Here is a 23318-nt window from a genome sequence, read left to right as displayed (position 1 = left end):
ACCTTGATCGACCACCGGGCGGCGGTTGAACTGCCGCCCGGTTCCTGAAATACGTTCCACCTTCGCCAAAGGAAAGCACCATGGCACAAGTCATCAACACCAATACCATGTCCCTGAATGCTCAGCGCAACCTGAGCACCAGTGGCAACTCGCTGGCCACCACCATCCAGCGCCTGTCTTCCGGTTCGCGCATCAACAGCGCAAAGGACGACGCCGCTGGTCTGGCGATCTCCGAGCGCTTCGGCACGCAGATCCGCGGTACCGACGTGGCCATCCGCAATGCCAACGACGGCATTTCGCTGGCCCAGGTCGCCGAAGGTTCGCTGACTGAAATCGGCAACAACCTGCAGCGCATTCGTGAGCTGTCGGTGCAGTCGTCCAACGCCACCAACTCGACCAGCGACCGCAAGGCGCTGCAGGCCGAAGTGACCCAGCTGGTCGGCGAAATCGACCGCGTTGCCAAGCAGTCGGACTTCAACGGCACCAAGCTGCTGGACGGCTCGTTCACCAGCCAGCTGTTCCAGGTCGGCGCCAACGCCGGCCAGGCGATTGCCATCGACAAGGTCATCGACGCCAAGTCCGGCTCGCTGGGCAACGTAAAGTTCGCTGCCGACGTTACCGGCGCTGCCATCGTAGATGCTACCGCCGCCGGCTCCGTCGACGGTCTGACCATCAATGGCATCGCCATCGACAAGGTCTCCTACGAGGCCACCGCCAAGGGCGGTGACATCGCCCAGTCGCTGGTCACTGCGATCAACGCCAAGCTGGGCGAATCCGGGGTGACCGCCTCGGTCGACACGACCGACAAGACCAAGGTCGTACTGAGCTCGGTCAAGGCCGAGAAGGATCTGGTCGTCGGCGGCACCGTGGCCGGCAGCGGCCTCACTGCTGCCACCACCAACGCAGCTGATGGTGCCACCAGCGTCGTCAAGGGCCTGGATGTCACCTCGTTCAAGGGTGCCCAGCAGGCACTGGAAATCGTCGACAAGGCACTGGGCTCGATCAACAGCACCCGCGCCGACCTCGGTGCCATCCAGAACCGCTTCACCTCGGTCGTGGCCAACCTGCAGTCGTCCTCGGAGAACATGTCCGCGTCGCGTAGCCGCATCAAGGACACCGACTTCGCCAAGGAAACCGCCGAACTGACCCGCACCCAGATCCTGCAGCAGGCCGGTACGGCCATGCTGGCTCAGGCCAACCAGGTGCCGCAGGGCGTGCTCAGCCTGCTGCGCTGATCCACGGCAAGAAGGCGCCGCTGCCGTCGGGTCGAACCGACGGCAGCGGCAACCCGGAAGCCACGATGCACGAAGGCGCGGGCCATGCCCGGCCCGGGATCACTCCCGAACCGGCCTGGCATCGCCCGCTCCTGCGGATCTCTCTTTCAGCGCTGTACTTTTGACTGTACGTACCGGGCGGCTTCGTCTCCCCCCGATTGTCAGTAGCCTGATCCCTCCCCTGCATTGGGGGAGGGTCTTTTGCAGACCCCAGGCAGCCTGCGGTGAATCCACCCGCACCCTGCCCCAGCTCTCCTGCAACCTGCGTGCCAAAACCGCTCCCGGTGCTCTGGCACAGCACATGCATCAACGAAGTCCTCAAGACCCAGCGGCGCAGGCCGCTATTTTCGTTGACGACGGGCCACCGCACGGCGGGCAGGCCCGAATACCAGGAGAAACGACGTGGCAGACTTTGGATACGGTGGCATTGGCTCGGGACTGAATATCTCGGACATCGTCAACAAGCTGGTCGCGGCCGACCGCAAGCCCACCGACAATGCACTGAACCTGCAGCAGTCCAAGACCAAGATGCAGTTGTCGTCGGTCGGCACCGTCACCTCGGCCTTCGACAAGCTGAAGACTGCACTGACTGCATTGAAGGCCACCACGGCCTTCGACACCCGTACCGTGACGGCCACCGGCAAAGCGCAGCCAGGCAACACCGACGACGTGCTGACGGCATCGGTGGCGCTGTACGACCTGGGCACGACCAAGGCAGCGGCCTCCAACGGCACGCACCAGGTGGAGGTGAAATCCCTCGCGACGGCGCACAAGCTGATTGCCGACACCTCGGTACCCAAGACCGATACCTTTGGTGCCGGAACCTTGACGCTGACCGTTGGCGTCGGCGAAAAGGCCAAGACCATGAAGGTCGAGGTGGAGGCCGGTGACACCCTGACCACCATCCGCAACAAGATCGATGCCGCGGGCCGCAAGGAAGGCGTGCAGGCCACGCTGATCAGCTCCGGCGACAATCAGTACCTGTCGATCGCACAGGAAAAGACCGGTGCGGCCAGCGCCATCAAACTGGAGTACGGCGGCAGCGACCCGAAGCTGGGCGCGCTGGTCGGCAGCCTGAAGCAGAACACCGCAGCCGCCGACGCCGAACTGACCATCGATGGCGTGAAAGTTGTCAGTGCCAGCAATACGGTGGCCGATGCGGTGCCGGGCCTGACCCTGAACCTGAAGGTTACCGGGAAGAGTACTGTCGTGATCAGTACCGACACCACCGCCGCGACCAAGGTGATGCAGGAGTTCGTGACCGCCTACAACGCAGCGATCGCGGCGATCAACACGGAAACCAAGTACGACGCCAAGACCAAGGAAGCCGCCACGCTGACCGGCGACGCGCAGATGCGTGGTGCCACCAGCCAGTTGCGCTCCATGATGTCGGGTGTGTTGAAGGAGCTTTCCGCCGATGGCCTGGACCCGAAAACGCTGGGCTTGCAGACCCGCGGCTATCCCAACGCCGACGGCAGCCTGGTGCTGGACACCACCAAGTTTGCCGCCGCACTGGCCAACCAGCCCGAGAAGATCCGCTCGGCGATCACCGGCGATACAGGCGGCGCGGGCAAGCTCTACACCATGGTTGACGGCTACGTCAGCACGACCACCGGCAAGGAAGGCGCCTTCGTCGCCCGCACCAAGGGCCTGAACAATACGCTGGACAACATCGACAAGCGCCGCAAGGACCTGGACGTACGCATGAAAGGCGTCGAGGAACGTTACAAGAAGCAGTTCCTGGCGCTCGATAGCCTGATGGGCAAATTGCAGCAGAGCAGCAGCGCCTTGTCGCAGCAGTTGTCACAGCTCAATCGCTGAGGCACTGCGCGCAGCGCTCAAGTTTGGCGTGCAACGCACCGATAACGGACGCAACAGCCATCATCGCCGCACCGCTGGTAATGGTCCCCACGATCACCCGGCGGCACCCCGCGCAAGGAGAATCACGAATGTACGGTTCCAGCCGTCAATATGCCGAACAGTACCGCCAGGTGGGAGTGACCAGTGCGGTTGCCGACGCCGATCCGCACAAACTCGTGGCGATGCTGCTGGCAGGTGCACTGGAGCGCGTGCGTCGTGCCATGGCCAGCCTCGAACGGGGTGACCAGGCCGGCAAGGGCAAGGCGATCGGCGAGGTCTGCGCAATCGTCGGCCACCTCAACGGCTCGCTGGATCATGAGGCCGGCGGCGAGATCGCCGGCAATCTGTCGGCCCTCTACGACTACGTGCTGCAGCGCCTGACCGAAGCCAACCTGCACAACGACCGTGCAGCGCTGGACGAATCGCTGCAGTTGCTGGGCGAGATCGACAGCGCCTGGAATGCGATCCCGCAGGAACAGCGCCGTCCTGCAGCGGTGGCACCATGAGCCTGCATGAACTGCATGCCCAGCTGGACGCCTTCGAGAAGGCCCTGGGCGAGGACGCTTTCGAGCAGGCTGACAGCCTGCTCGACGGCCACGACAGCACGCTGCATGCCCTGCTCAGCCATCCGCTGACCGCGGCCGACCACGCTCCGCTGAGCGCACTGTTCGAGCGCCAGCAGAGCCTGCTCGGCCTGCTGCGCCAACGCCGCGACGCGGTCGCCGCCCAGATGAACGATGGCCAGCGCTCCCTTCGCGCGGCGCATGCCTACCTGCAGGCAGAATCGCTGGCATGACCCAACTGCCGACCACGTCACTGCACCATCCTGCAGAGAGCGAACTGTTCGACGAGACGCTCAGCTGCGAGCTGGCGCTGCCCGCCGAGTTCCAGGCCGGCAGCGCTGCCGGACGTACCAGCAGTGCCGAAGGCCTGCTGCGCAGCTTGGCGCTGGTCGAGGACAGCCGGGTCGACGAGCATGAGGAGCGCAGTGAAGCGAGCCTGCAGCTGCAGCGGCTGGAAGCGAAGCTGGACCTTGCGATGGTGCTGCTTGGCCGCCTGGTGCGCCAGCAGGGCCAGGAGCTGACCCTGCGCCCTGTGCGCTGGTCCCGCCGCGGTATCCGCCTGCAACTCGGACCGCGCAGCGGTGCCAGCACCGGTCAGGCCGGCGTAGTGCGACTGCAACCCAGCGACTGGCTGCCCGACCACATCGACCTACCGGTGGAAGTGATCGCTGAAGCTGCCGACGGCGGCGGCGGCCACTACCTGTGGCTGCGTTTCCAACGCCTCGGTGATGGCCTGGAAATGGCGATGGAACGGCATCTGTTCCGCCTGCATCGTCGTCAAGTGGCCGAAGCCCGCCGCGCCCGCTGAAACCTGCCACCATGAAGCCGGACAGGCAACCCTTGGCGCGCCCGTTCAGCTAAGTTAAGGTGGACTCCCCTCACGGATTCCCGACGTGCCTGTGCGAGTTCTCATCGTCGACGATCACACCCTTGTCCGCGCCGGCCTGGCGCGGCTGCTGCAGGGGTTTGCCGACGTGCAGCTCGTCGCCGAGGCCAGCAACGCCGAGCAGGCGCTGCAGCTGGCCCTGCAGCACGCCCCTGACGTGGTCCTGATGGACCTGTCACTGCCCGGCCGCACCGGCCTGGAAGCGCTCAGTGACATCCGCCTGCGCGCCCCTGGCACCCGGGTGGTGATGATGACGATGCACGACGATGCGGCGCATGTACGCGATGCGCTTGATCGCGGCGCGGTCGGATTTGTGGTCAAGGATGCCGCCCCACAGGAACTGGAACTGGCGCTGCGTGCCGCGCACGCCGGCCAGGTGTTCCTGAGCCCGCAGATCTCGGCCAAGATGCTGGCGCCGATGCTGGGCCGCGAGAAGCCCACTGGTATTGCTGCGCTGTCGCCGCGCCAGCGCGAGATCCTGCGCCGCATCGGCAAGGGCGAGAGCAACAAGGAAATCGCCGCCGACCTCGGCATCAGCGTCAAGACGGTGGAGACTCACCGCGCCCGCATGATGGAATCGCTGGGTTGCCGCCGCGCCAATGACCTGCTGCTTCTGGCCGCCCGACACCAGCACGAGCTGGAGTGATCCTCTGCGAAGGGGGTCAGATCCCTTTCCACGGGAAAGGGATCTGACCCCTGCCACGCCCCACGGACGACGAATTCCCGTCACCCTGACAGGCCCTGACAGGAATCCGTACACGACGCACCGCGGACACTGATCGTCACCCACGACGAATCAACAACTTGGCGAAGTTCATCGTCAACATTCCGCGTCAATGTAGGGAATATCCCCACATCCTGTCAGGGTATTCACCAAGCCCTTCAGGAACCCCCCGATTCCGCCCCCGCCGGATCAAAAGCAAGATGCGTTCCACAAGGCGCCGGGGAGCGGTGCCGGGGAACCACGATGAAGGCTGCACTCTCGACCCAGCTGGGCCAACAACTTCACCTCACCCCGCAGTTGCTGCAGTCGATCCGGCTGCTGCAGCTGGATGGCCTGCACCTGGAACAGGAAATCCAGCGCCTGCTGGATTCCAATCCGCTGCTGGAAATCGAAGAAGCTGAAGCACCGGCTGCCGAGTCCACCGATGCGGGCGTCACCGCGCTGGAGACGGCCGCCTTCGACGAACTGCCCGAATCTTCGATGTGGGATGTGGCCGGTAGCAGCTGGCAGGATGGCGATGATGACCGTATGGCGCGCATCGCGGCCGGTGAATCCAGCGACCCGCAGCTGCGTGTGCTGCAGCGCCTCTCGCTGGACATGGACGACCGTGAGCTCGCTGTGGCTGCGTTCTGGCTGGACCATTGCGATGAGGCCGGCTACCTGCAGGCGCCCCTGGCGCAGCTGCAGCTGCTGGCCAGTGCACAGTTCGACATCGCCGCCGACGGCGTCGAGGCCATCCGCCAGCAACTGCTGCACGGTGAGCCGGCCGGCATGGCCGCGCAGGACCTGCGCGAAGGCCTGCAGGCGCAGCTGCGCAGCCTGCACGGCGTGGTTCCGGCACGCCACCTGGCTGCGCACATCCTGGACGGCGCGCTTGATGCACTGGCCGCGCACGACTACACCGCCCTCGCCCGCCAGCACGATGCCGAAATCGATGACGTGCGCGAGGCCGTGCGACTGATCCTTTCGCTGCAGCCGCGCCCCGGCGACAGCCTGCTGCCCGAGCGCAACGCCGTGGTGGTGCCGGACGTGGTCGCCTGGCACGCCGACGGCCAGTGGAAGGTGGCACTGAATCCGGCCACCAGCCGCCGCGTCTCGATCAACAGCCAGTACGAACAAGCGCTGGCCGAAACCAGCGAAGCCGCCCCGGCGCTGCGCGAGATGCTGCAGGAGGCGCGCTGGTTCAGCCGCGGCCTGTCGATGCGCTACGACACCCTGCTGCGCACCGCGCGGGTGATCGTCGAGCGCCAGGCCGCGTTCCTGGTGCGTGGCGAGGAAGCCATGGCGCCGCTGACCCTGAAGGAAGTGGCCGAGGAAATCGGCATGCACGAGTCCACCGTCTCGCGCATCACCACCGGCAAGTTCCTGCAGACCCCGCGCGGCACCTTCGAACTGAAGCACTTCTTCGCCGTGCGCCTGGAAGGCGCCAGCGTCTCCGGCCAGGCCGTGAAGGCCATGGTCCGTCGCCTGATCGACGCCGAACCGGCCGGCCGGCCGCTGGCCGATGAGGCCATTGCCGGCCTGCTGTCGCGCCAGGGGGTGAACATTGCGCGCCGAACCGTCGCAAAATACCGAGAACAACTGGATATCGCCCCGGCCCGTGAACGGCGCCGGCTCGGCACCAGGCAACCGCAGCTGGCCCGGGTGGGCTGAAAAGGATGTTGGACATGAACAAGCTCACGGTCCTGCTGGTCGATGACCACGAGGGCTTCATCAACGCGGCTATGCGCCATTTCCGCAAGATCGACTGGCTGCAGATCGTCGGCAGCGCCGGCAACGGCCTGGAAGCGATCGAGCGTTCGGAAACGCTGCGCCCGCAGGTGGTGTTGATGGACCTGGCCATGCCGGAAATGGGCGGCCTGCAGGCCACCCGCCTGATCAAGTCGCAGGACGATGCCCCGTACATCGTGATCGCCAGCCACTTCGACGACGTCGAGCACCGCGAGCACGCGCTGCGCGCCGGCGCCGACAATTTTGTCAGCAAGTTGTCGTACATCCAGGAAGTCATGCCGATCCTGGAAGGCCTCAGGGAGGATCGATCGTGAGCGAATCGCGCATCCTGGTGCTGGACAACGACGCCGTGCGTGCCGAGCGCACCGTTGCCCTGCTGGAATTCATGGACTTCAATCCGCGCTGGGTCTCCGACGCGGCCGACTTCGACCTGGGCCGCCAGCGCCAGAACGACTGGATGGCCGTGATCGTCGGCAGCCTGGACGACAACGCCGCCAGCACGGCGCTGTACCACTGGCTTGGCGGCAGCAGCCTGCCGCCGCCGGTGCTGCTGGCCGATGGTGATGGGGTGACGTTTGCCCGCCAGCACGGTCTGCACGAAGCCAACATCTGGCCGCTGGAAACCCCGCTGCGCCATGCGCAGATGGAGGCGCTGCTGCGCCGCGCCAGCCTCAAGCGCCTGGACGCCGAGCACCAGGCAGGCGCCACGCAGGATCAGGGTCCTACCGGCAACGGCCCAGCTGTGACTGAGCTGCGCACGATGATCGAGCAGGTGGCCGCATTCGATACCACCGTACTGGTACTGGGCGAGTCCGGCACCGGCAAGGAAGTGGTCTCGCGCAGCATTCATCAGCGCTCGCCGCGCCGCGATGGTCCGTTCGTGGCGATCAACTGCGGCGCCATTCCGGCCGACCTGCTGGAAAGCGAGCTGTTCGGCCACGAAAAGGGCGCCTTCACCGGCGCACTGACCGCCCGCAAGGGCCGTTTTGAAATGGCCGAGGGCGGCACCCTGCTGCTCGACGAAATCGGCGACATGAGCCTGCCGATGCAGGTGAAGCTGCTGCGCGTGCTGCAGGAACGCAGCTTCGAACGTGTCGGCGGCAACCAGACCATCCGCTGCAACGTGCGGGTGATCGCCGCGACCCACCGCGATCTGGAAAGCCGCATTGCCGATGGCAAGTTCCGCGAGGATCTGTTCTACCGCCTCAATGTGTTCCCGATCGACGTACCGGCGCTGCGTGAACGTCGCGAAGACCTGCCGGCACTGGTGGAAACCATCGCCACGCAGCTGGCGCGCACCGGCCGTGGCGAAGTGCGCTTCACCCCGGAAGCCCTGCAGGCGCTGGCCGGCTACGAGTGGCCGGGCAACGTGCGCGAGCTGACCAACCTTGTCGAGCGCCTGGCGGTACTGCACCCGGGTGGCTCGGTGCGCGTACAGGATCTTCCCGCGCGCTACCGTGGCGATGCGGCAATGGTGGCGGTGGCCGTACCGGCACCGATCCAGCCGGCTGCCAGCGAGGAACGCCTGGACCTGCGCAGCTTCTCGTTCCACACCCCGGGCAGCGGCAACCAGCCGTCGCTCGAACACGGCATCGCAGTGAACCGCACCGCTGCACCGGCGGCACTGCCGGACGACGGCCTGGACCTGCGCAACCACATGGCCAACATCGAACTGGGCCTGATCAACGAAGCACTGGAACGCACCCAGGGCGTGGTCGCCCATGCCGCCCAGCTGCTCGGCCTGCGCCGCACCACCCTGGTGGAAAAGCTGCGCAAGTACGGCATTGAACGCGAGCCGGCCGAACTGGCCAGCTGACACGCGCTACCAGCATGAAGGGGGCACGAACGCCTGGGCTTGCCCGGGCGTTGGTGTTTGTGGCGCCGTTGCATGAGTAGATCCACGCCGTGCGTGGATGAAGACCGTGGCCGCGCGCTGACAACGCCGCGCATTTGCACAAATTCCTACAGACAACGTTGCCGCGTTCCGGAGGATGGAGTGGGACTTCTCAACGAGGCTCCACAATGCAACCCATCGCCCTGCTCACCGCCCTGCTCTGCCCCGCCCTGGCCGCCGCCGCCAACTGCACCCTGCCCGCCACGCTCGACCAACGTCAGTTCACCAACCTCAGCGACCCGTTGTACGCGCCCGACAACCCCAACGCCGGGCGCATGGTGCAGCTCAGCTTCGCCGGTAGCCAGTACGTGCTGGACATCCTCGGCACCGACACCCGCATCGGCGGCAGCTACCGCTACCAGCGTCTGGCCCCGCACATCGCGGAAATCGAGATGGTCGAAAGCCACCCCGCCGGCCTCGCCCGCTACACCCTGCTGCTGACCTGCCAGACCGACCGCCAGGGCCGCTTCATCTACACCCAGCACGACGGCCCCATCGCACCACGCCAGCGCCAGAATTCCGGCCGTTGGACCCTGCAGCCCTAGGCCAGAAAACCGACGCCGGTTAAATGGCGCCCTCAATGGGGTCGGATCTCTGTCAACCGAAGCGTGTCGACCAAGGTCGACACCCACCAGAGCAGGATGCCGTCCTGACAGATCGCGGAGGTCTGTCGAAGGCGGGGTGGGTCCGGTTGCGGGGGCGTGAGCGCCATGGATGGCGCGACCGAGCCTCCATGGACGGATTTACGGCGTCCCCCGTAACCGGACCCACCCCGCCAACCTACGGATAGCCCGATTTTGACGTTGATGTTGACGTGGCCTCGGCGGGTGCAGGGCGCAGCCCTGCCAGCACACCCCAACCCTCACTTCACTGAATCGAAAACCGGTTTCGGCACGGCACTTGCAGCTGCTCCCGATGACAACCCCATCCCCTGTTTCTGGAACCGTTGCAGATGTCCCACTCCGTCACGTCGATCCTTTCGCAGATCCGCTCCTATCAGACCCAGATGGGACAGCCGGCGCTCAACCCGCTGGGCGAAACACCGCGCAGCAATGCCCTGCCGGGCACGGTGCTGGATGCACCCCAGGTCCAGCCGGCCAGCTTCACCGAAACCCTGCGTGGTGCGATTGCCGGCGTCAACGATGCGCAGCAGAAGTCCGGCGCCCTCGCCAAGGCCTTCGAACTGGGTGACCCCAGTGCCGACCTGGCCAAGGTGATGGTCGCCTCACAGCAGTCCCAGATCGCCTTCCGCGCCACCGTGGAAGTCCGCAACCGTCTCGTCCAGGCCTACCAGGACGTGATGAACATGCCGCTGTAAGGATAGAACCGCATGGCCCTGTCGCTCTCCAAGGAATCCCTGAACGCCGAAAAGGCGGGCCAGTGGTTCGACCGGCTGCAAAGCCTGCAGATCACCCGTCGGCTCGGACTGATGGCGATGATCGCCGTGGCCGTTGCGGCCGGGCTGTTCGTGTTCTTCTGGTCGCAGAAGCCCGGCATGGTCCCGCTGTATACCGGCCTGGACCAGAAGGCCACCGCTGAAGCGACCGACCTGCTGCGTGCCGCGCAGATTCCGTTCCAGCTGGACCCGGCCACCGGTGGCATCACCGTGCCGGAGAAAAACCTGCACGACGCCCGCCTGAAGCTGGCCGGCTCCGGCCTGACCGACAGCGGCAAGCTCGGCTTCGAGCTGATGGAACGCGACCCGGGCTTCGGCGTCAGCCAGTTCGTGGAAAGCGCGCGCTACCAGCATTCGCTGGAAACCGAGCTGTCGCGCACCATCAACACGCTGCGCCCGGTGCGCGATTCGCGCGTGCACCTGGCCATTCCCAAGCCCAGCGCCTTTACCCGCCAGCGTGACGTGGCCAGCGCCTCGGTCACCCTGGAACTGCGTGGCGGCCAGCAGCTGGAACGCAGCCAGGTCGATGCCATCGTGCACATGGTCGCAGCCAGCATTCCCGATCTGGCGCCGGAACGGGTGACCGTGGTCGACCAGAGCGGACGCATGCTCAGCATCACCGACCCGAACAGCGAGGCCGCGGTCAACGCTGCCCAGTTCGAGCAGGTGCGCCGCCAGGAAACCTCGTTCAACCAACGCATCCGCGAACTGCTGGAGCCGATGACCGGCCCCGGCCGGGTCAACCCGGAAGTCAGCGTGGACATGGACTTCTCGGTGACCGAAGAAGCGCGCGAACTGTACAACGGCGAGCCGCAGAAACTGCGCAGCGAGCAGATGAGCGAGAACAGCACCACCACGCCAGGTCCGCAGGGCGTGCCAGGGGCTGCCAGCAACAGCCCGCCAGGCCAGCAGGCCGCACCGGCCACCGCGCAGACCCCGACCGAAAGCAGCAAGAACGCGACCCGCAACTACGAGCTGGACCGCACCCTGCAGCACACCCGTCAGCCGGCCGGCCGCATCAAACGCGTCTCCGTGGCAGTGCTGGTGGACAACGTGCCGCGCGCCGGCGCCAACGGCAAGGTTGCACCGCAGCCGCTGTCGGCGGCCGAGTTGACCCGCGTCGAGGCGCTGGTCAAGCAGGCCGTCGGCTTCAACGCCGAGCGTGGCGACACCGTGTCGGTGATGAACGCCCCGTTCGTACGCGATACCACGCCGGTCGAAGGACCGGCCTGGTGGGAACTGCCGTGGGTGCACGATGCCGGCCGCATGCTGCTCGGCGCGGTGGTGGTGCTGGCACTGCTGTTCGGCGTACTGCGCCCTGCGCTGCGTGCAATCACCGGCCAGAACAAGAAGAACGACGAGCAGTCGCTGGAACCGCACACCGCGGACGTGCAGCTGGTCGATGACGATGGCATGCCGCTGCCGGCGCTGGGCGCCGACCGGGCCAGCCTGGGCGGGCCGGATGCATTGGCCCTGCCGGTGGATTCATATGAGGAACGACTGCGGATGGCGCGTGAAGCCGTGAAGACCGACTCCAAGCGCGTGGCCCAGGTGGTCAAGGGCTGGGTGGCCAATGACTGAGGCACAACTGACCGGTGTGCAGCGCGCGGCTGTGCTGCTGCTGTCCCTGGGTGAGCTGGATGCAGCCGAAGTGCTGCGCCACATGGAACCCAAGGAAGTGCAGAAGATCGGCATCGCCATGGCCACCATGACCGACATCACCCGCGAGCAGGTGGAACGGGTGATGGACCAGTTCGGCCAGGAGCTGGGCTCGAAGACCTCGCTGGGCGTGGGCTCGGACGACTACATCCGCAACATGCTGGTGCAGGCGCTGGGCAGCGAGAAGGCCGGCAACCTGATCGACCGCATCCTGCTCGGCCGCAACACCACCGGCCTGGACGCGCTGAAGTGGATGGACCCGCGTGCGGTGGCCGACCTGGTGCGCAACGAGCACCCGCAGATCATCGCCATCGTGATGGCCCATCTGGAAACCGACCAGGCCGCCGACGCGCTGAAGCTGCTGCCGGACCGCACCCGCGTGGACGTGCTGCTGCGCATCGCCACCCTCGACGGCATTCCGCCGAATGCACTCAATGAGCTCAACGAGATCATGGAGCGCCAGTTCGCCGGTAACCAGAACCTGAAGTCCTCCAACATCGGCGGCGTGCAGTGCGCGGCCAACATCCTGAACTTCATGGACAGCGGCCAGGACCAGGCGATCCTGGGCGAAATCGCCCGCATCGATGCGCCGTTGAGCAACCGCATCCAGGACCTGATGTTCGTGTTCGACGACCTGGTCGACCTCGACGACCGCGAAATGCAGCTGGTGCTGCGCGAAGTGAGCGGCGAACGCCTGGGCCTGGCCCTGCGTGGTGCCGACATCAAGGTGCGCGACAAGATCACCCGCAACATGTCGCAGCGCGCCGCCGAAATCCTGCTGGAAGACATGGAAGCCCGCGGCCCGGTGCGCCTGTCCGACGTGGAAGGCGCGCAGCGCGAGATCCTGGCCATCGTCAAGCGCATGGCCGATGAAGGCACCGTCACCATCGGTGGCAGTGCGGAGGCCATGCTGTGAGCAACGTCGTGCGCTGGCTTGCCCCGGATCTGCTGGCCCAGCCCGAACCGGTGCTGGATCAGGAGGATGCGTTCGAACTCACCGAGCCGGACCCGGAACACGAGCCGGAGCCGCCGCTGCATCTGCCCACCCTGGAAGAAATCCAGGCGATCCAGGACAGCGCCGAGAAGGAAGGCTTCCAGCACGGCCATGCCGACGGCTACGGCCAGGGCCAGGCCGAAGTGCGTCGCCTGGCCGCGCAGATTGAAGGCATCCTCGACAACTTCAGCCGGCCGCTGGTGCGGCTGGAAAATGAAGTGGTCGGTGCGCTGGGTGAGCTGGCGGTGCGCATCGCCGGCGCCCTGGTCGGCCGTGCCTACGAGACCGATCCGGCGCTGTTGGCGCAGCTGGTCGCTGAAGCCATCGACGCGGTCGGTGGCAGCAGCCGCGATGTGGAAGTGCGCCTGCACCCGGACGACATCGCGGCGCTCGCCCCGCTGCTGAACCTGACGCCGCAGCAGCGCCTGGTGCCGGATACCAGCCTCAGCCGCGGCGACCTGCGCGTACACGCCGAAGCCGTGCGCATCGACGGCACCCTCGAAGCCCGCCTGCGCGGCGCGCTGGACGCAGTGATCCGCCAGACCGGAGCAGGCGCATGACACCCGAATCGCAACCGACCCCGCCACCGGCCGACTGGGCCGTGGCCCGCAACCTGCGCCTGGCCCGTCGTCTGGATGGCCTGCGCGTTGATACCGCGCACGGTCGTGGCCTGATCCGCGAAGGCGTGCTGCGCCGCGCGGTCGGGCTTACCCTGGAAGCCGTCGGCTGCGAGGCGCCGCTGGGCGCCAGCTGCAAAGTGGAAGTCGTCGATGGCGGCTGGGTCGACGCCGAAGTCGTCGGCTTCGCCGGTGAACGTACCTACCTGATGCCCAGCGCCGAACTGCATGGCCTGCTGCCCAATGCGCGGGTAGTGCCGTCGGCGCGCCGTGGCGGCGTGGAAGTGGGCGAAGGCCTCCTCGGCCGTGTCATCGACAGCGATGGCGTGCCGCTGGACGGCAAGGGCCCGATCCGCGCCGAAGGCCATGTCGGCATGGCCGGCGTGTCGATCAATCCGCTGGCGCGTGAGCCGATCACCCAGCCGCTGGATGTGGGCGTGCGCGCGATCAACGCGTTGCTGCCGATCGGCCGTGGCCAGCGTGTCGGCCTGTTCGCCGGCTCCGGCGTCGGCAAGTCGACCCTGCTGGGCATGATGACCCGCTACACCGCCGCCGACGTGATCGTGGTCGGCCTGATCGGTGAACGTGGCCGCGAAGTGCGCGATTTCGTCGAAACCACGCTGGGCGAGGAAGGCCTGCGCCGCGCCGTAGTGGTCGCCAGCCCGGCCGACCGGCCGCCGCTGGCGCGCCTGCACGGCGCTTACCGCGCCACTGCGATTGCCGAGTGGTTCCGCGACCAGGGCCTGAACGTGCTGCTGCTGATGGATTCGCTGACCCGCTTCGCGCAGGCCCAGCGCGAGATCGGCCTGTCGGTGGGTGAACCGCCGACCACCCGCGGCTATCCACCGTCGGTGTTCGCCAAACTGCCGGCACTGGTCGAACGTGCCGGCAACGGTGCCAAGGGCCGCGGCTCGATCACCGCGTTCTACACCGTGCTGACCGAAGGCGATGACCCGCAGGATCCGATTGCCGATGCGGCGCGCGCGATCCTCGACGGCCACATCCTGTTGTCGCGCCGCGTCGCCGACAGCGGCCTGTATCCGGCCATCGACGTCGAATCGTCGGTCAGCCGCGTGGTCACGGAAATCGCCGATGAACCGTGGCGCCTGCGCATCCGCAAGTTGAAGCGACTGGTCTCGGCCTACTCGGCCAACCGCGACCTGATCGCCATCGGTGCCTATCAGCGCGGCAACGACGCAGCCACCGACGAAGCCCTGGAACGTTGGCCGGAAATCATGGAATTCCTCGGCCAGGACGTTGCCAAGGCCGCAGATCTCCCGCACAGCCAGGCGGCACTGCAGCGCCTGGTGGAACAAGAGAGTTAAGCCATGAACCAGTCCAAGCGCATCGATCCCCTGCTCAAGCGGGCCCAGGAACACGAGGACGCCGTCGCCCGTGACCTGGCCGAACGCCAGACCGTGCTCGACACCCATTTGTCGCGCCTGGATGAACTGCGCCGCTATGCCGAGGAGTATGCGAACGCGCAGATGGCGGCAACCAGCCCGGCCCAGCTGCTGAACCGTCGCGCCTTCCTGGACCGCCTCGACAGCGCGGTCGAACAGCAGCAGGCGACGGTCAACGGCAACCGCGAAAAGGTGGAAGCCGAGCGCGCCCGGCTGATCTTGGCCAGCCGCGACAAGGCCGTGCTGGAGCAGCTGGCGGCCAGCTACCGCGCTCAGGAAAAGGTAGTGACCGACCGCCGCGACCAGCGCGAGATGGACGACATTGGCGCACGCCGTGCACGGCTGGCACAGGCCGAGGATCAGGAAGACGGTGAACAGGGAGGCCGCGCGTGATGCCCGCCCCGCTCGCCAGCAGCGCCAACGCGCAGCCGCAGAATTCTGGCAGCAGCGCAACGCGCGCGCCCCGCGGTGATGGCAACAAGGACTTCAGCCAGCTGCTGCAGGGTGGCTCGCCCGGCGCCGATGCACCCTCGAAACCCACGAACCCGCCAACGCCGTCCACACAGGGGCCGGCATCCGACAGCAATGGCCAGGCCGGCGCCGAGCGCAGGCCGGACAGCGCTGCCGCACCCGAAGACACCGCAGCTACGGTGCCCACAGCGCAAGCCAGGCCTGCTGCCGAAAAGGACGCTCCCGCGGCGACCGAAGAAGCCCCTTGGCCGCCGCTCGGCCTGGCCGGACTGGTGCTGGCAGTACCCACACCGGCCGATCCTGCCGCCGCCCTGCCAGCAGCAGCGACGGCTACCGACGCAGACGGCAACGCGCTGCCGGCCCCCGCTGCACTGCCGGTCGCAGCAACCCTGCCGTCCGCAGCAGCGGCGACCACATCGTCCACCGCCGACGGCAACGCCTCCAGCGCCGCCGACCAGGCGACCACTCTGCCGTTGCCTGAGCTGGTGCTGCCCGCCAAGCGCAGCGAGCGTGGGGAAGGCAGCGACGCAACTCTCATTGGTGACCGTGCCACAGCGCCGCTGCTGCACGCGCCGAGCAACGCCGCCGTGCAGGATCTGAAAGCCGCGCTGGCCACGGGCAACGCCATCTTCAACGGGGAACCGACACCGAAGCCAGTGCTCGGTGACGACGGCTTCGACCAGGCTATCGGCGCCCGCCTGGGCTGGTTGGCCGACCAGAAGATCGGCCATGCCCATATCCGCCTGAGCCCGGACGACATGGGGCCGGTCGATGTGCGCCTGCAGTTGAACGGCGACAAAGTGCATGCCAGCTTCAGCAGCCCGCACGTGGATGTGCGCCAGGCGCTGGAAAGCAGCCTGCCGCGCCTGCGTGAGCTGCTGGGTGAACAAGGCTTCCAGCTGGCCCACGCCGATGTCGGCCATCAGGCACCCGGTGGTGACGGCAATGCGTCAGGCCAGCCTGGTGGCGGCGGCATGGCGGGTGACGGAGAACCGTCGCCGGGCGACATCAGCGTGTCGTCGGCCCAGCTGATCCGCCAGCGCGGGTTGCTGGACGCTTACGCCTGACACCGCGCGAGCGGGTAGCGCCGGGCCATGCCCGGCGGAGCCCCAACCCTCCGCCGGGCATGGCCCGGCGCTACCGATACAGGCATCCCGACGGAATTCCGTCGCAGCCCTCGGCCCCGGCTCCGGCACGCCCCTTGCATATCCCGGTGAAGCAACCCTCAGGAGCTTCACCCCGTGGCCGCAGCCGCAGACAAAACCAAGAAGACCGCCGAGAAGGACAAGGCCGCCAAGCCGCGTAGTCCGATCCTGATCACTGCGCTGGTCGCCGTACTGGCCGCCGCTGCCGCCGGTGGCGGCGTCTGGTTCTTCACCCAGTCCAAGGGTGAAGACAAGACCGTTCAGGCTCCCAAGAAGACCACCACCCCGGCCCCGGCCCAGTACTTCGCGCTGGACCCGGCCTTCGTGGTCAACCTCAATGGCCCGGTCGACGGCCCGCGCTACCTGCAGCTGGAAGTGCAGCTGATGACCCGTGACCCGGCCGCGCTGGAAGCGATCAAGACCCACGCACCGGCCATCCGCGCACGTCTGCTGATGCTGTTCTCGCAGGTCAGCCCGGATCAGATCGCCGACATCGCCGGCAAACAGAAACTGCAGGCCGCGTCGCTGGCCGAAGTACAGAAGGTGCTCAAGGCCGAGACCGGCAGCAACGGCGCCGACGATCTGCTGTTCACCAGTTTCGTGACCCAGTAAGGGCTTCCCGATGAATGATCTGCTGTCCCAGGACGAGATCGATGCCCTGCTCCACGGCGTGGACAGTGGCGCGGTCGAGACCGATGCGGAGCCGCCCTCAGGCGAAGCCCGTTCATACGACTTCGCCAGCCAGGACCGGATCATCCGAGGTCGCATGCCGACCCTGGAAATGGTCCATGAGCGCTTCGCGCGGCTGTGGCGGATCGGCCTGTTCAACCTGATCCGCCGTTCGGCCGAACTGTCGGTGCGCGGTATCGAACTGATCAAGTTCAACGACTACATGCACTCGCTGTATGTACCGACCAACCTCAACCTGATCCGCTTCAAGCCGCTGCGTGGCACCGGCCTGATCGTGTTCGAGCCGACGCTGGTGTTCGCCATCGTCGACAACTTCTTCGGCGGCGACGGACGCTACCCGACCCGTATCGAAGGCCGCGAATTCACCGCCACCGAAATGCGCGTGATCCACCTGCTGCTGAAGCAGACCTTCGCCGACCTGCGCGAGGCCTGGGCACCGGTGATGGATGTCGAGTTCGAATACATCAACTCGGAGATCAACCCGCACTTCGCCAACATCGTGACGCCGCGCGAATACGTGGTGGTTTGCCGCCTGCATGTCGAACTCGACGGCGGCGGTGGCGACATCCACGTGACCCTGCCGTATTCGATGCTGGAGCCGATCCGTGAACTGCTCGACGCCGGCATCCAGAGCGACCGCAACGACCGCGACGAGAGCTGGGGCCAGACCCTGCGCGAGCAGCTCAACATCGCCGAGGTGACCCTGTCCAGCGTGCTGGCCAGCAAGCGCATGACCCTGCGCGACCTGACCCGCCTGAAGGTCGGCGACATCCTGCCGATCGACCTGAGCCCGCAGGTGCCGCTGTGCGTGGAAAACATCCCCGTGTTCACCGGCGAGTTCGGCGTCGCCAACGGCATGAACGCCGTGAAGATCACCGCTACCCATCCGCCCGGCACCCGTCCGCGCGTACCCGTCATCCAGGAAGACCCGCAATGAACGATATCGACGCCCTCGAACCGACCCCGGCCCAGTTCAGCAGCCTGCAGGCCGATGAAGCGAACGGTCCGGACCTGAACCTGGACGTGATCCTCGATGTGCCGGTGACCCTGTCACTGGAAGTCGGTCGTGCCCGCTTGCCGATCCGCAACCTGCTGCAGCTCAACCAGGGCTCGGTGGTGGAACTGGAGCGCGGCGCTGGCGAATCGCTGGATGTGTTCGTCAACGGCACCCTGATCGCCCACGGCGAAGTGGTGGTGATCAATGACCGCTTCGGCGTGCGCCTGACCGACGTGGTCAGCCCGAGCGAACGGATCCGGAGACTGCGTTGAGCCTGCTGGCCTCCACCCTGCTGGCGGTCGGCAAGGCCGCCGCCCCGATCGGCCCGCAGGTCGGCCAGCACGCGGCCGCCGCACCGAGCCTGTTCGGCGCGGTGCTGGCACTGCTGGCGGTGCTGGCCCTGGTCATCGGCCTGGGCTGGCTGCTCAAGCGCCTGCCCGGCAGCGGCTTCCGCCCTGCCGAAGGCATGAAGCTGGTGGCCAGCCTGAGCGTCGGTGCCAAGGAACGCGTGGTGGTGGTCGAGGTCAACGGCCAGCAGCTGCTGCTGGGCGTGACCGCTGGCGGCATCAACACCCTGCACACCCTGCCCGAACCGCTGCCGCCGCCGGCCCCGGTACGCGTGCCGGACTTCAAGAACCTGCCGAATTTCGCCCAGCTGCTGCAGCAGCGGCTGCGCAAGGACCCCTGACATGCGTGTCACCCGTACCCGTCTTGCCACCCTGATGCCGTGGCTGCTGTTGCTTGCCCTGTGCCTGTTGCCGGCGCTGGCCTTCGCAGCCCCCGGCGCGCCGACCACGCCGCTGCCCGACATCAATGTCGGCAAGATCGGAGGTGCACCGGTCAGCCTGCCGCTGCAGACCCTGCTGCTGATGACCGCGATCACCCTGATCCCGTCGATGCTGCTGGTGCTGACATCGTTCACCCGCATCATCATCGTGCTGGGCCTGCTGCGCCAGGCGCTGGGCACCGGGCAGACGCCGTCCAACCAGGTGCTGCTGGGCCTGGCACTGTTCCTCACCGCAATGATCATGCTGCCGACCTGGGACAAGTCCTGGAGCACCGGCATGGCGCCCTACCTCAATGGCGAGATCGACTTCCAGACCGCCTGGACGCTGACCACCTCGCCGCTGCGCGCCTTCATGCTGGCGCAGATCCGCGAGACCGACCTGATGACCTTCGCCGGCATTGCCGGGCACGGCACCTACGCCAGCCCCGATGCGATCCCGTTCCCGGTGCTGGTCGCTTCGTTCGTGACCAGCGAGCTGAAGACCGCCTTCGAAATAGGCTTCCTGATCTTCATCCCGTTCGTGATCATCGACCTGGTAGTCGCCAGCGTCCTGATGTCGATGGGCATGATGATGCTGTCGCCGATGCTGGTGTCGGCACCGTTCAAGATCCTGCTGTTCGTGCTGGTCGATGGCTGGGTGCTGACCGTCGGCACGCTGGCGGCGAGCTTCAATCCGGCGTGATTTAGAGGCAGTCGAGCATGGCTCGACTCTACAGAAGCACAGTCGGGCATGGCCCGGCGCTACCGATGGAACCATGATGTCTCCCGAACTTGCCTTGACCGAACTGCGTGGCGGCCTGATCACCGTGTTGTGGGTGGCCGGCCCGCTGCTGCTCACCGTGCTGGTGGTGGGCGTGGTGGTGGGCGTGGTGCAGGCCGCGACCCAGCTCAACGAACCGACCATCGCCTTCGTCGCCAAGGCCGCAGCACTCACCGCAGTGCTGTTCGCACTGGGCAGCCTGCTGATCGGCCATCTGGTTGAATTCACCACGCTGCTGTTCCAGCGCATTCCGCACCTGATCGGCTAGGACACGCGCTTCGATGGACGCCGCCACCCAGATGGCCGCCGATGGATTGAACGCCTTCGGCATGATCGGCACCGTGCTGTGGACCATGCTGCGCATCGGTGCGGTGGCCATGGCCATGCCGATGGTCGGTACCCGTGCCGTTCCCGCGCGGGTGCGCGTGGTGCTGGCCGGCACCCTGGCCATCGCGTTGGCACCGCTGCTGCCGCCAGTGCCGGACTGGACCGGCTTCGATGCCGCTACCGTCCTGACCATCGCCCGCGAACTGGCCATCGGCGTGTCCATCGGCTTTCTGCTGCGGCTGGTGTTCGAAGCCGGCGCAATGGCCGGTGAACTGATTGCCCAGGGCACCGGCCTGGCCTTCGCGCAGATGAGCGATCCGCTGCGTGGCGGTACCTCGGGCGTGATCGGCCAGTGGTTCTACCTGTTGTTCGGCCTGCTGTTCTTCACCGCCAACGGGCACCTGGCGCTGATCTCGCTGGTGGTGGACAGCTACCGGGCGCTGCCGATCGGCGCCCCGCTGCCGGACCCGCACGCGTTCTTCAGCATCGCGCCGACCTTCCTGCTGACCGTGCTGCGCGGCGCATTGACCCTGGCCATTCCACTGATCGTGGCGATGCTGGCGGTGAACCTGGCGTTCGGCGTGCTAGCCCGTGCGGCCCCGGCGCTGAATCCGATCCAGCTGGGCCTGCCGGTCTCGTTGCTGCTGGGCCTGTTCCTGCTGGCCCTGCTGGCCGGCGAAATGGGCCCGCCGGTGCAGCGCCTGTTCGACGCCGCCTTCCAGGCTGCGGACGCGGTCACACACTGACCCGATCATCACGTTTTACTGCTTGCCCTTCCCCCCGGTCTGCGCGTTAGAGTGAATGCGCGGCAACCGGGGGGATGCCGCACGTGGCCGGCGCCCTGCGTCGGCCTGCCTCATGCATGCCCCACCGTGGTTTCCGTCGACAGGCAGGTCCGGGAGACTGACGAATGCTGGTAGGCACGTATAACCCGTGGCTGGTGACGATCTCGCTGCTGGTCGCCGTGATGGCCTCATACACGGCGCTGGCGATGGCCGGGCGCACGGTCACCGCACCCGGCAAGGGTGCAGCATGGTGGTGGCGCCTCGGTGGCGGCTTCGCCATGGGCCTGGGCATCTGGTCGATGCATTTCATCGGCATGCTCGCCTTCGATCTGCCGATTCCGCTCGGCTATGACCTGCCGATCACCCTGCTCTCCCTCGCCCTGGCCATCGCCTCATCGGTGTTCGCGCTGTGGCTGGTCTCGCTGCGCACCCTGCCGCACCCGCGGCTGGCGGGCGGCGCCTTGCTGATGGGTACCGGCATTGCCGGCATGCACTACGTCGGCATGGCTGCAATGCGCATGCAGCCGGGCATCGACTACGACCCGGGCTGGCTGCTGTTTTCGCTGATGGTAGCGGTCGCTGCTTCGTGGACGGCCCTGTATGTTGCGTTCCGCCTGCGTGCGCAGCGCACCCGTGTCGGCGACCGGCTGGCTGCGGCCGGTCTGCTTGGGCTGGCCATTGTCGGCATGCACTACACCGGCATGGCGGCCGCGCGGTTCCCGGAAGGCAGCATCTGCGGTGCGGCGGTGGGCGACGGCCTGCAGAGCGAATGGCTGGCGATGCTGGTGGTGATGCTGACCGTGGCGATCCTGGCCGTGGTGCTGGTGGTGTCGTGGCTGGACCAGCGCGTGGAGGCGCAGCTGCTGCGCCTGCGCAATTCGCTGCTGAGCACGTCGTTGACCGACGCCCAGCAGGAGCTGACCCAGGCCGCGCTGCATGACCCGCTGACCCGCCTGCCCAACCGCCTGCTGTTGCAGCGTCGCATCGTGCAGGCACTGGCCGAGGCCGAACAGGGCGGCAGCCGGTTCGCGGTGATGTTCATGGACCTGGACGGCTTCAAGCAGGTCAACGATGCCTACGGCCACCAGGCCGGCGACGCGCTGCTGGTGGCGGTGGCCGAGCGCACCCGCCAGCTGCTGCGGCCCAACGACATGCTGGCACGCCTGGGCGGCGACGAATTCGTGCTGGTGGTGCGCATCGAACACGACGAAGACCTGCCGACCCTTGCCCGGCGCATCCTGCAGGCGGTCGGCAGCGGCCCGCTGCTGCCGGACAACGAACTGCAGGTGACCGCCAGCATCGGCGTGGCGATCTGCCCGGACCACGCCGCCAGCGAGCGGCAGCTGATGGCTTTCGCCGATGCGGCGATGTACCAGGCCAAGGAATCGGGGCGCAATGCATTCGTGCTGTTCGCCGATTGGATGAACGACAGCGCAGAGCAACAGTTCCGGCTGCTGGCCGACCTGCGCCGGGCCATCGGCAGCGAGCAGCTGTTTCTCCACTACCAGCCGAAGATCCGTGTGGCCACGCAGAAAGTGGCGGGGGCCGAGGCGCTGATCCGCTGGCGGCATCCGGAGCATGGGCTGATCCCGCCGGACCGCTTCATCCGCCTGGCCGAGCGCAGCGGCGCGATCAATGACATCGGGCGCTGGGCACTCGACCAGGCCTGCCAGCAGCTGCGCCGCTGGCACGACGCAGGCCACGAAGGCTGGTCGATGTCGGTGAATCTGTCGCCGGTCCAGTTCAGTTCGCCACACCTGCTGCAGGATGTTCGCGAGGTCCTGCATCGCTACGGCATCACCCCGCGCTATCTGGTGCTGGAAATCACCGAGAGCACGGTAATGCGCGATACCGATACCAGCCTGCGCCTGCTGCAGGCGCTGTCGGCGCTGGGCGTGGGCATCTCCATCGATGATTTCGGTACCGGCTATTCCAGCCTGCTGTACCTGAAGCGGCTGCCGGCCACCGAGATCAAGATCGATCACGCCTTCGTGCGCGATCTGGAGCACAGCGCCGAGGACGTGGTGATCGTCTCGGCCATCGTGGCACTGGGCCACGCGCTGGACATGGACATCGTGGCCGAAGGCGTGGAAACCGCCGCGCAGCGCGCCTACCTGGAGCGACTGGGCTGCGATTACCTGCAGGGCTACCTGCTCGGCCGCCCTGTCGATGCCTCCCGCTTCATGCAGCTGCACGATCTGCCGCGGCCGCGGGTGGAGCTGGCGCAGAGCCCGCCGCCCAGTGACAACGCTCCCCTGTAGCCGAGCCCGCGCCCGGCGCTACCATTGGGTGTCGATCCCCAGTAGATCCACGCCATGCGTGGATGAGCCGTTCCACCGTCATCCAAGGAAGAAC

Annotated in this window: 25 protein-coding genes; all 25 read left to right on the top strand. The window is 66.8% G+C overall.

The features are described from left to right. The first annotated feature begins 80 nt into the window (after positions 1 to 80). Positions 81 to 1235, top strand: a complete 1155-nt coding sequence (locus ABR323_RS12945) for a flagellin (RefSeq protein WP_439449602.1) — start codon at positions 81 to 83, stop codon at positions 1233 to 1235. Between the two features lie 441 nt (positions 1236 to 1676). Then, positions 1677 to 3095, top strand: a complete 1419-nt coding sequence (fliD, locus tag ABR323_RS12940; protein WP_439449601.1) for a flagellar filament capping protein FliD — start codon at positions 1677 to 1679, stop codon at positions 3093 to 3095. A gap of 128 nt (positions 3096 to 3223) precedes the next feature. Continuing rightward, positions 3224 to 3640 (top strand): flagellar export chaperone FliS, encoded by a 417-nt coding sequence (gene fliS, locus ABR323_RS12935; protein WP_439449600.1) that lies wholly within the window; start codon positions 3224 to 3226, stop codon positions 3638 to 3640. After that, complete coding sequence (locus ABR323_RS12930) at positions 3637 to 3930, top strand: hypothetical protein (RefSeq protein WP_439449599.1); 294 nt, start codon at positions 3637 to 3639, stop codon at positions 3928 to 3930. Before fliS ends, ABR323_RS12930 begins: the two co-directional genes overlap by 4 nt. Then, positions 3927 to 4505, top strand: coding sequence for a PilZ domain-containing protein (locus ABR323_RS12925; RefSeq protein ID WP_135273548.1), 579 nt, complete (start codon positions 3927 to 3929; stop codon positions 4503 to 4505). Before ABR323_RS12930 ends, ABR323_RS12925 begins: the two co-directional genes overlap by 4 nt. Positions 4506 to 4596: 91 nt before the next feature. Continuing rightward, entirely contained in the window at positions 4597 to 5229 is a 633-nt protein-coding gene (locus tag ABR323_RS12920) for a response regulator (protein WP_005413261.1), read from the top strand. Positions 5230 to 5550: 321 nt separating this feature from the next. Next, complete coding sequence (gene rpoN, locus ABR323_RS12915) at positions 5551 to 6960, top strand: RNA polymerase factor sigma-54 (protein WP_439449598.1); 1410 nt, start codon at positions 5551 to 5553, stop codon at positions 6958 to 6960. A 14-nt stretch (positions 6961 to 6974) separates the two neighbouring features. Next, positions 6975 to 7352 carry a response regulator gene (locus ABR323_RS12910; protein ID WP_135273546.1) on the top strand — a complete coding sequence of 126 codons (378 nt, stop codon included), beginning with the start codon at positions 6975 to 6977 and terminating at the stop codon, positions 7350 to 7352. After that, positions 7349 to 8854: a sigma-54 dependent transcriptional regulator gene (locus tag ABR323_RS12905; protein ID WP_439449597.1), complete on the top strand. Its 1506-nt coding sequence runs from the start codon at positions 7349 to 7351 to the stop codon at positions 8852 to 8854. Before ABR323_RS12910 ends, ABR323_RS12905 begins: the two co-directional genes overlap by 4 nt. A gap of 206 nt (positions 8855 to 9060) precedes the next feature. After that, a complete protein-coding gene (locus ABR323_RS12900; RefSeq protein ID WP_439449596.1) occupies positions 9061 to 9477 on the top strand; it encodes a hypothetical protein in 417 nt (138 codons plus the stop codon). A gap of 407 nt (positions 9478 to 9884) precedes the next feature. Continuing rightward, positions 9885 to 10250 carry a flagellar hook-basal body complex protein FliE gene (fliE, locus tag ABR323_RS12895; protein WP_135273543.1) on the top strand — a complete coding sequence of 122 codons (366 nt, stop codon included), beginning with the start codon at positions 9885 to 9887 and terminating at the stop codon, positions 10248 to 10250. Between the two features lie 12 nt (positions 10251 to 10262). Then, positions 10263 to 11909 carry a flagellar basal-body MS-ring/collar protein FliF gene (gene fliF, locus ABR323_RS12890; RefSeq protein WP_439449595.1) on the top strand — a complete coding sequence of 549 codons (1647 nt, stop codon included), beginning with the start codon at positions 10263 to 10265 and terminating at the stop codon, positions 11907 to 11909. 7 nt (positions 11910 to 11916) lie between these two features. Beyond that, a complete protein-coding gene (fliG, locus tag ABR323_RS12885; RefSeq protein ID WP_024958226.1) occupies positions 11917 to 12903 on the top strand; it encodes a flagellar motor switch protein FliG in 987 nt (328 codons plus the stop codon). Further along, positions 12900 to 13541: a FliH/SctL family protein gene (locus ABR323_RS12880; RefSeq protein WP_135273541.1), complete on the top strand. Its 642-nt coding sequence runs from the start codon at positions 12900 to 12902 to the stop codon at positions 13539 to 13541. The genes fliG and ABR323_RS12880 overlap by 4 nt, the downstream gene beginning before the upstream one ends. Further along, complete coding sequence (locus tag ABR323_RS12875) at positions 13538 to 14923, top strand: FliI/YscN family ATPase (RefSeq protein ID WP_135273540.1); 1386 nt, start codon at positions 13538 to 13540, stop codon at positions 14921 to 14923. Before ABR323_RS12880 ends, ABR323_RS12875 begins: the two co-directional genes overlap by 4 nt. A gap of 3 nt (positions 14924 to 14926) precedes the next feature. Beyond that, entirely contained in the window at positions 14927 to 15394 is a 468-nt protein-coding gene (gene fliJ / locus ABR323_RS12870) for a flagellar export protein FliJ (protein WP_135273539.1), read from the top strand. Then, the gene (locus ABR323_RS12865) at positions 15394 to 16539 is read left to right on the top strand and encodes a flagellar hook-length control protein FliK (RefSeq protein ID WP_439449594.1); all 1146 of its coding nucleotides are present in this window, start codon (positions 15394 to 15396) and stop codon (positions 16537 to 16539) included. Before fliJ ends, ABR323_RS12865 begins: the two co-directional genes overlap by 1 nt. Before the next feature lie 174 nt (positions 16540 to 16713). Continuing rightward, the gene (locus ABR323_RS12860; RefSeq protein WP_135273536.1) at positions 16714 to 17229 is read left to right on the top strand and encodes a flagellar basal body-associated FliL family protein; all 516 of its coding nucleotides are present in this window, start codon (positions 16714 to 16716) and stop codon (positions 17227 to 17229) included. A gap of 10 nt (positions 17230 to 17239) precedes the next feature. Further along, positions 17240 to 18244, top strand: a complete 1005-nt coding sequence (gene fliM, locus ABR323_RS12855; RefSeq protein WP_135273535.1) for a flagellar motor switch protein FliM — start codon at positions 17240 to 17242, stop codon at positions 18242 to 18244. Next, entirely contained in the window at positions 18241 to 18576 is a 336-nt protein-coding gene (gene fliN, locus ABR323_RS12850; RefSeq protein ID WP_005409543.1) for a flagellar motor switch protein FliN, read from the top strand. Before fliM ends, fliN begins: the two co-directional genes overlap by 4 nt. A 17-nt stretch (positions 18577 to 18593) precedes the next feature. Beyond that, a complete protein-coding gene (gene fliO / locus ABR323_RS12845; protein ID WP_206141075.1) occupies positions 18594 to 18992 on the top strand; it encodes a flagellar biosynthetic protein FliO in 399 nt (132 codons plus the stop codon). Between the two features lies 1 nt (position 18993). Next, the gene (gene fliP / locus ABR323_RS12840) at positions 18994 to 19773 is read left to right on the top strand and encodes a flagellar type III secretion system pore protein FliP (protein ID WP_135273533.1); all 780 of its coding nucleotides are present in this window, start codon (positions 18994 to 18996) and stop codon (positions 19771 to 19773) included. Between the two features lie 76 nt (positions 19774 to 19849). Next, positions 19850 to 20119, top strand: coding sequence for a flagellar biosynthetic protein FliQ (locus ABR323_RS12835; protein ID WP_005413254.1), 270 nt, complete (start codon positions 19850 to 19852; stop codon positions 20117 to 20119). Between the two features lie 13 nt (positions 20120 to 20132). After that, positions 20133 to 20924 (top strand): flagellar biosynthetic protein FliR, encoded by a 792-nt coding sequence (gene fliR / locus ABR323_RS12830; protein ID WP_006365558.1) that lies wholly within the window; start codon positions 20133 to 20135, stop codon positions 20922 to 20924. A gap of 164 nt (positions 20925 to 21088) precedes the next feature. Beyond that, positions 21089 to 23224 carry a putative bifunctional diguanylate cyclase/phosphodiesterase gene (locus ABR323_RS12825; RefSeq protein WP_439449593.1) on the top strand — a complete coding sequence of 712 codons (2136 nt, stop codon included), beginning with the start codon at positions 21089 to 21091 and terminating at the stop codon, positions 23222 to 23224. Positions 23225 to 23318 lie beyond the last annotated feature (94 nt).

Source organism: Stenotrophomonas sp. ATs4 (assembly GCF_051861585.1).
GTDB lineage: Bacteria > Pseudomonadota > Gammaproteobacteria > Xanthomonadales > Xanthomonadaceae > Stenotrophomonas > Stenotrophomonas maltophilia_AS.
Note: the sequence above shows the minus strand (reverse complement) of the source record. Positions and strands in the feature narration are given on the sequence as shown.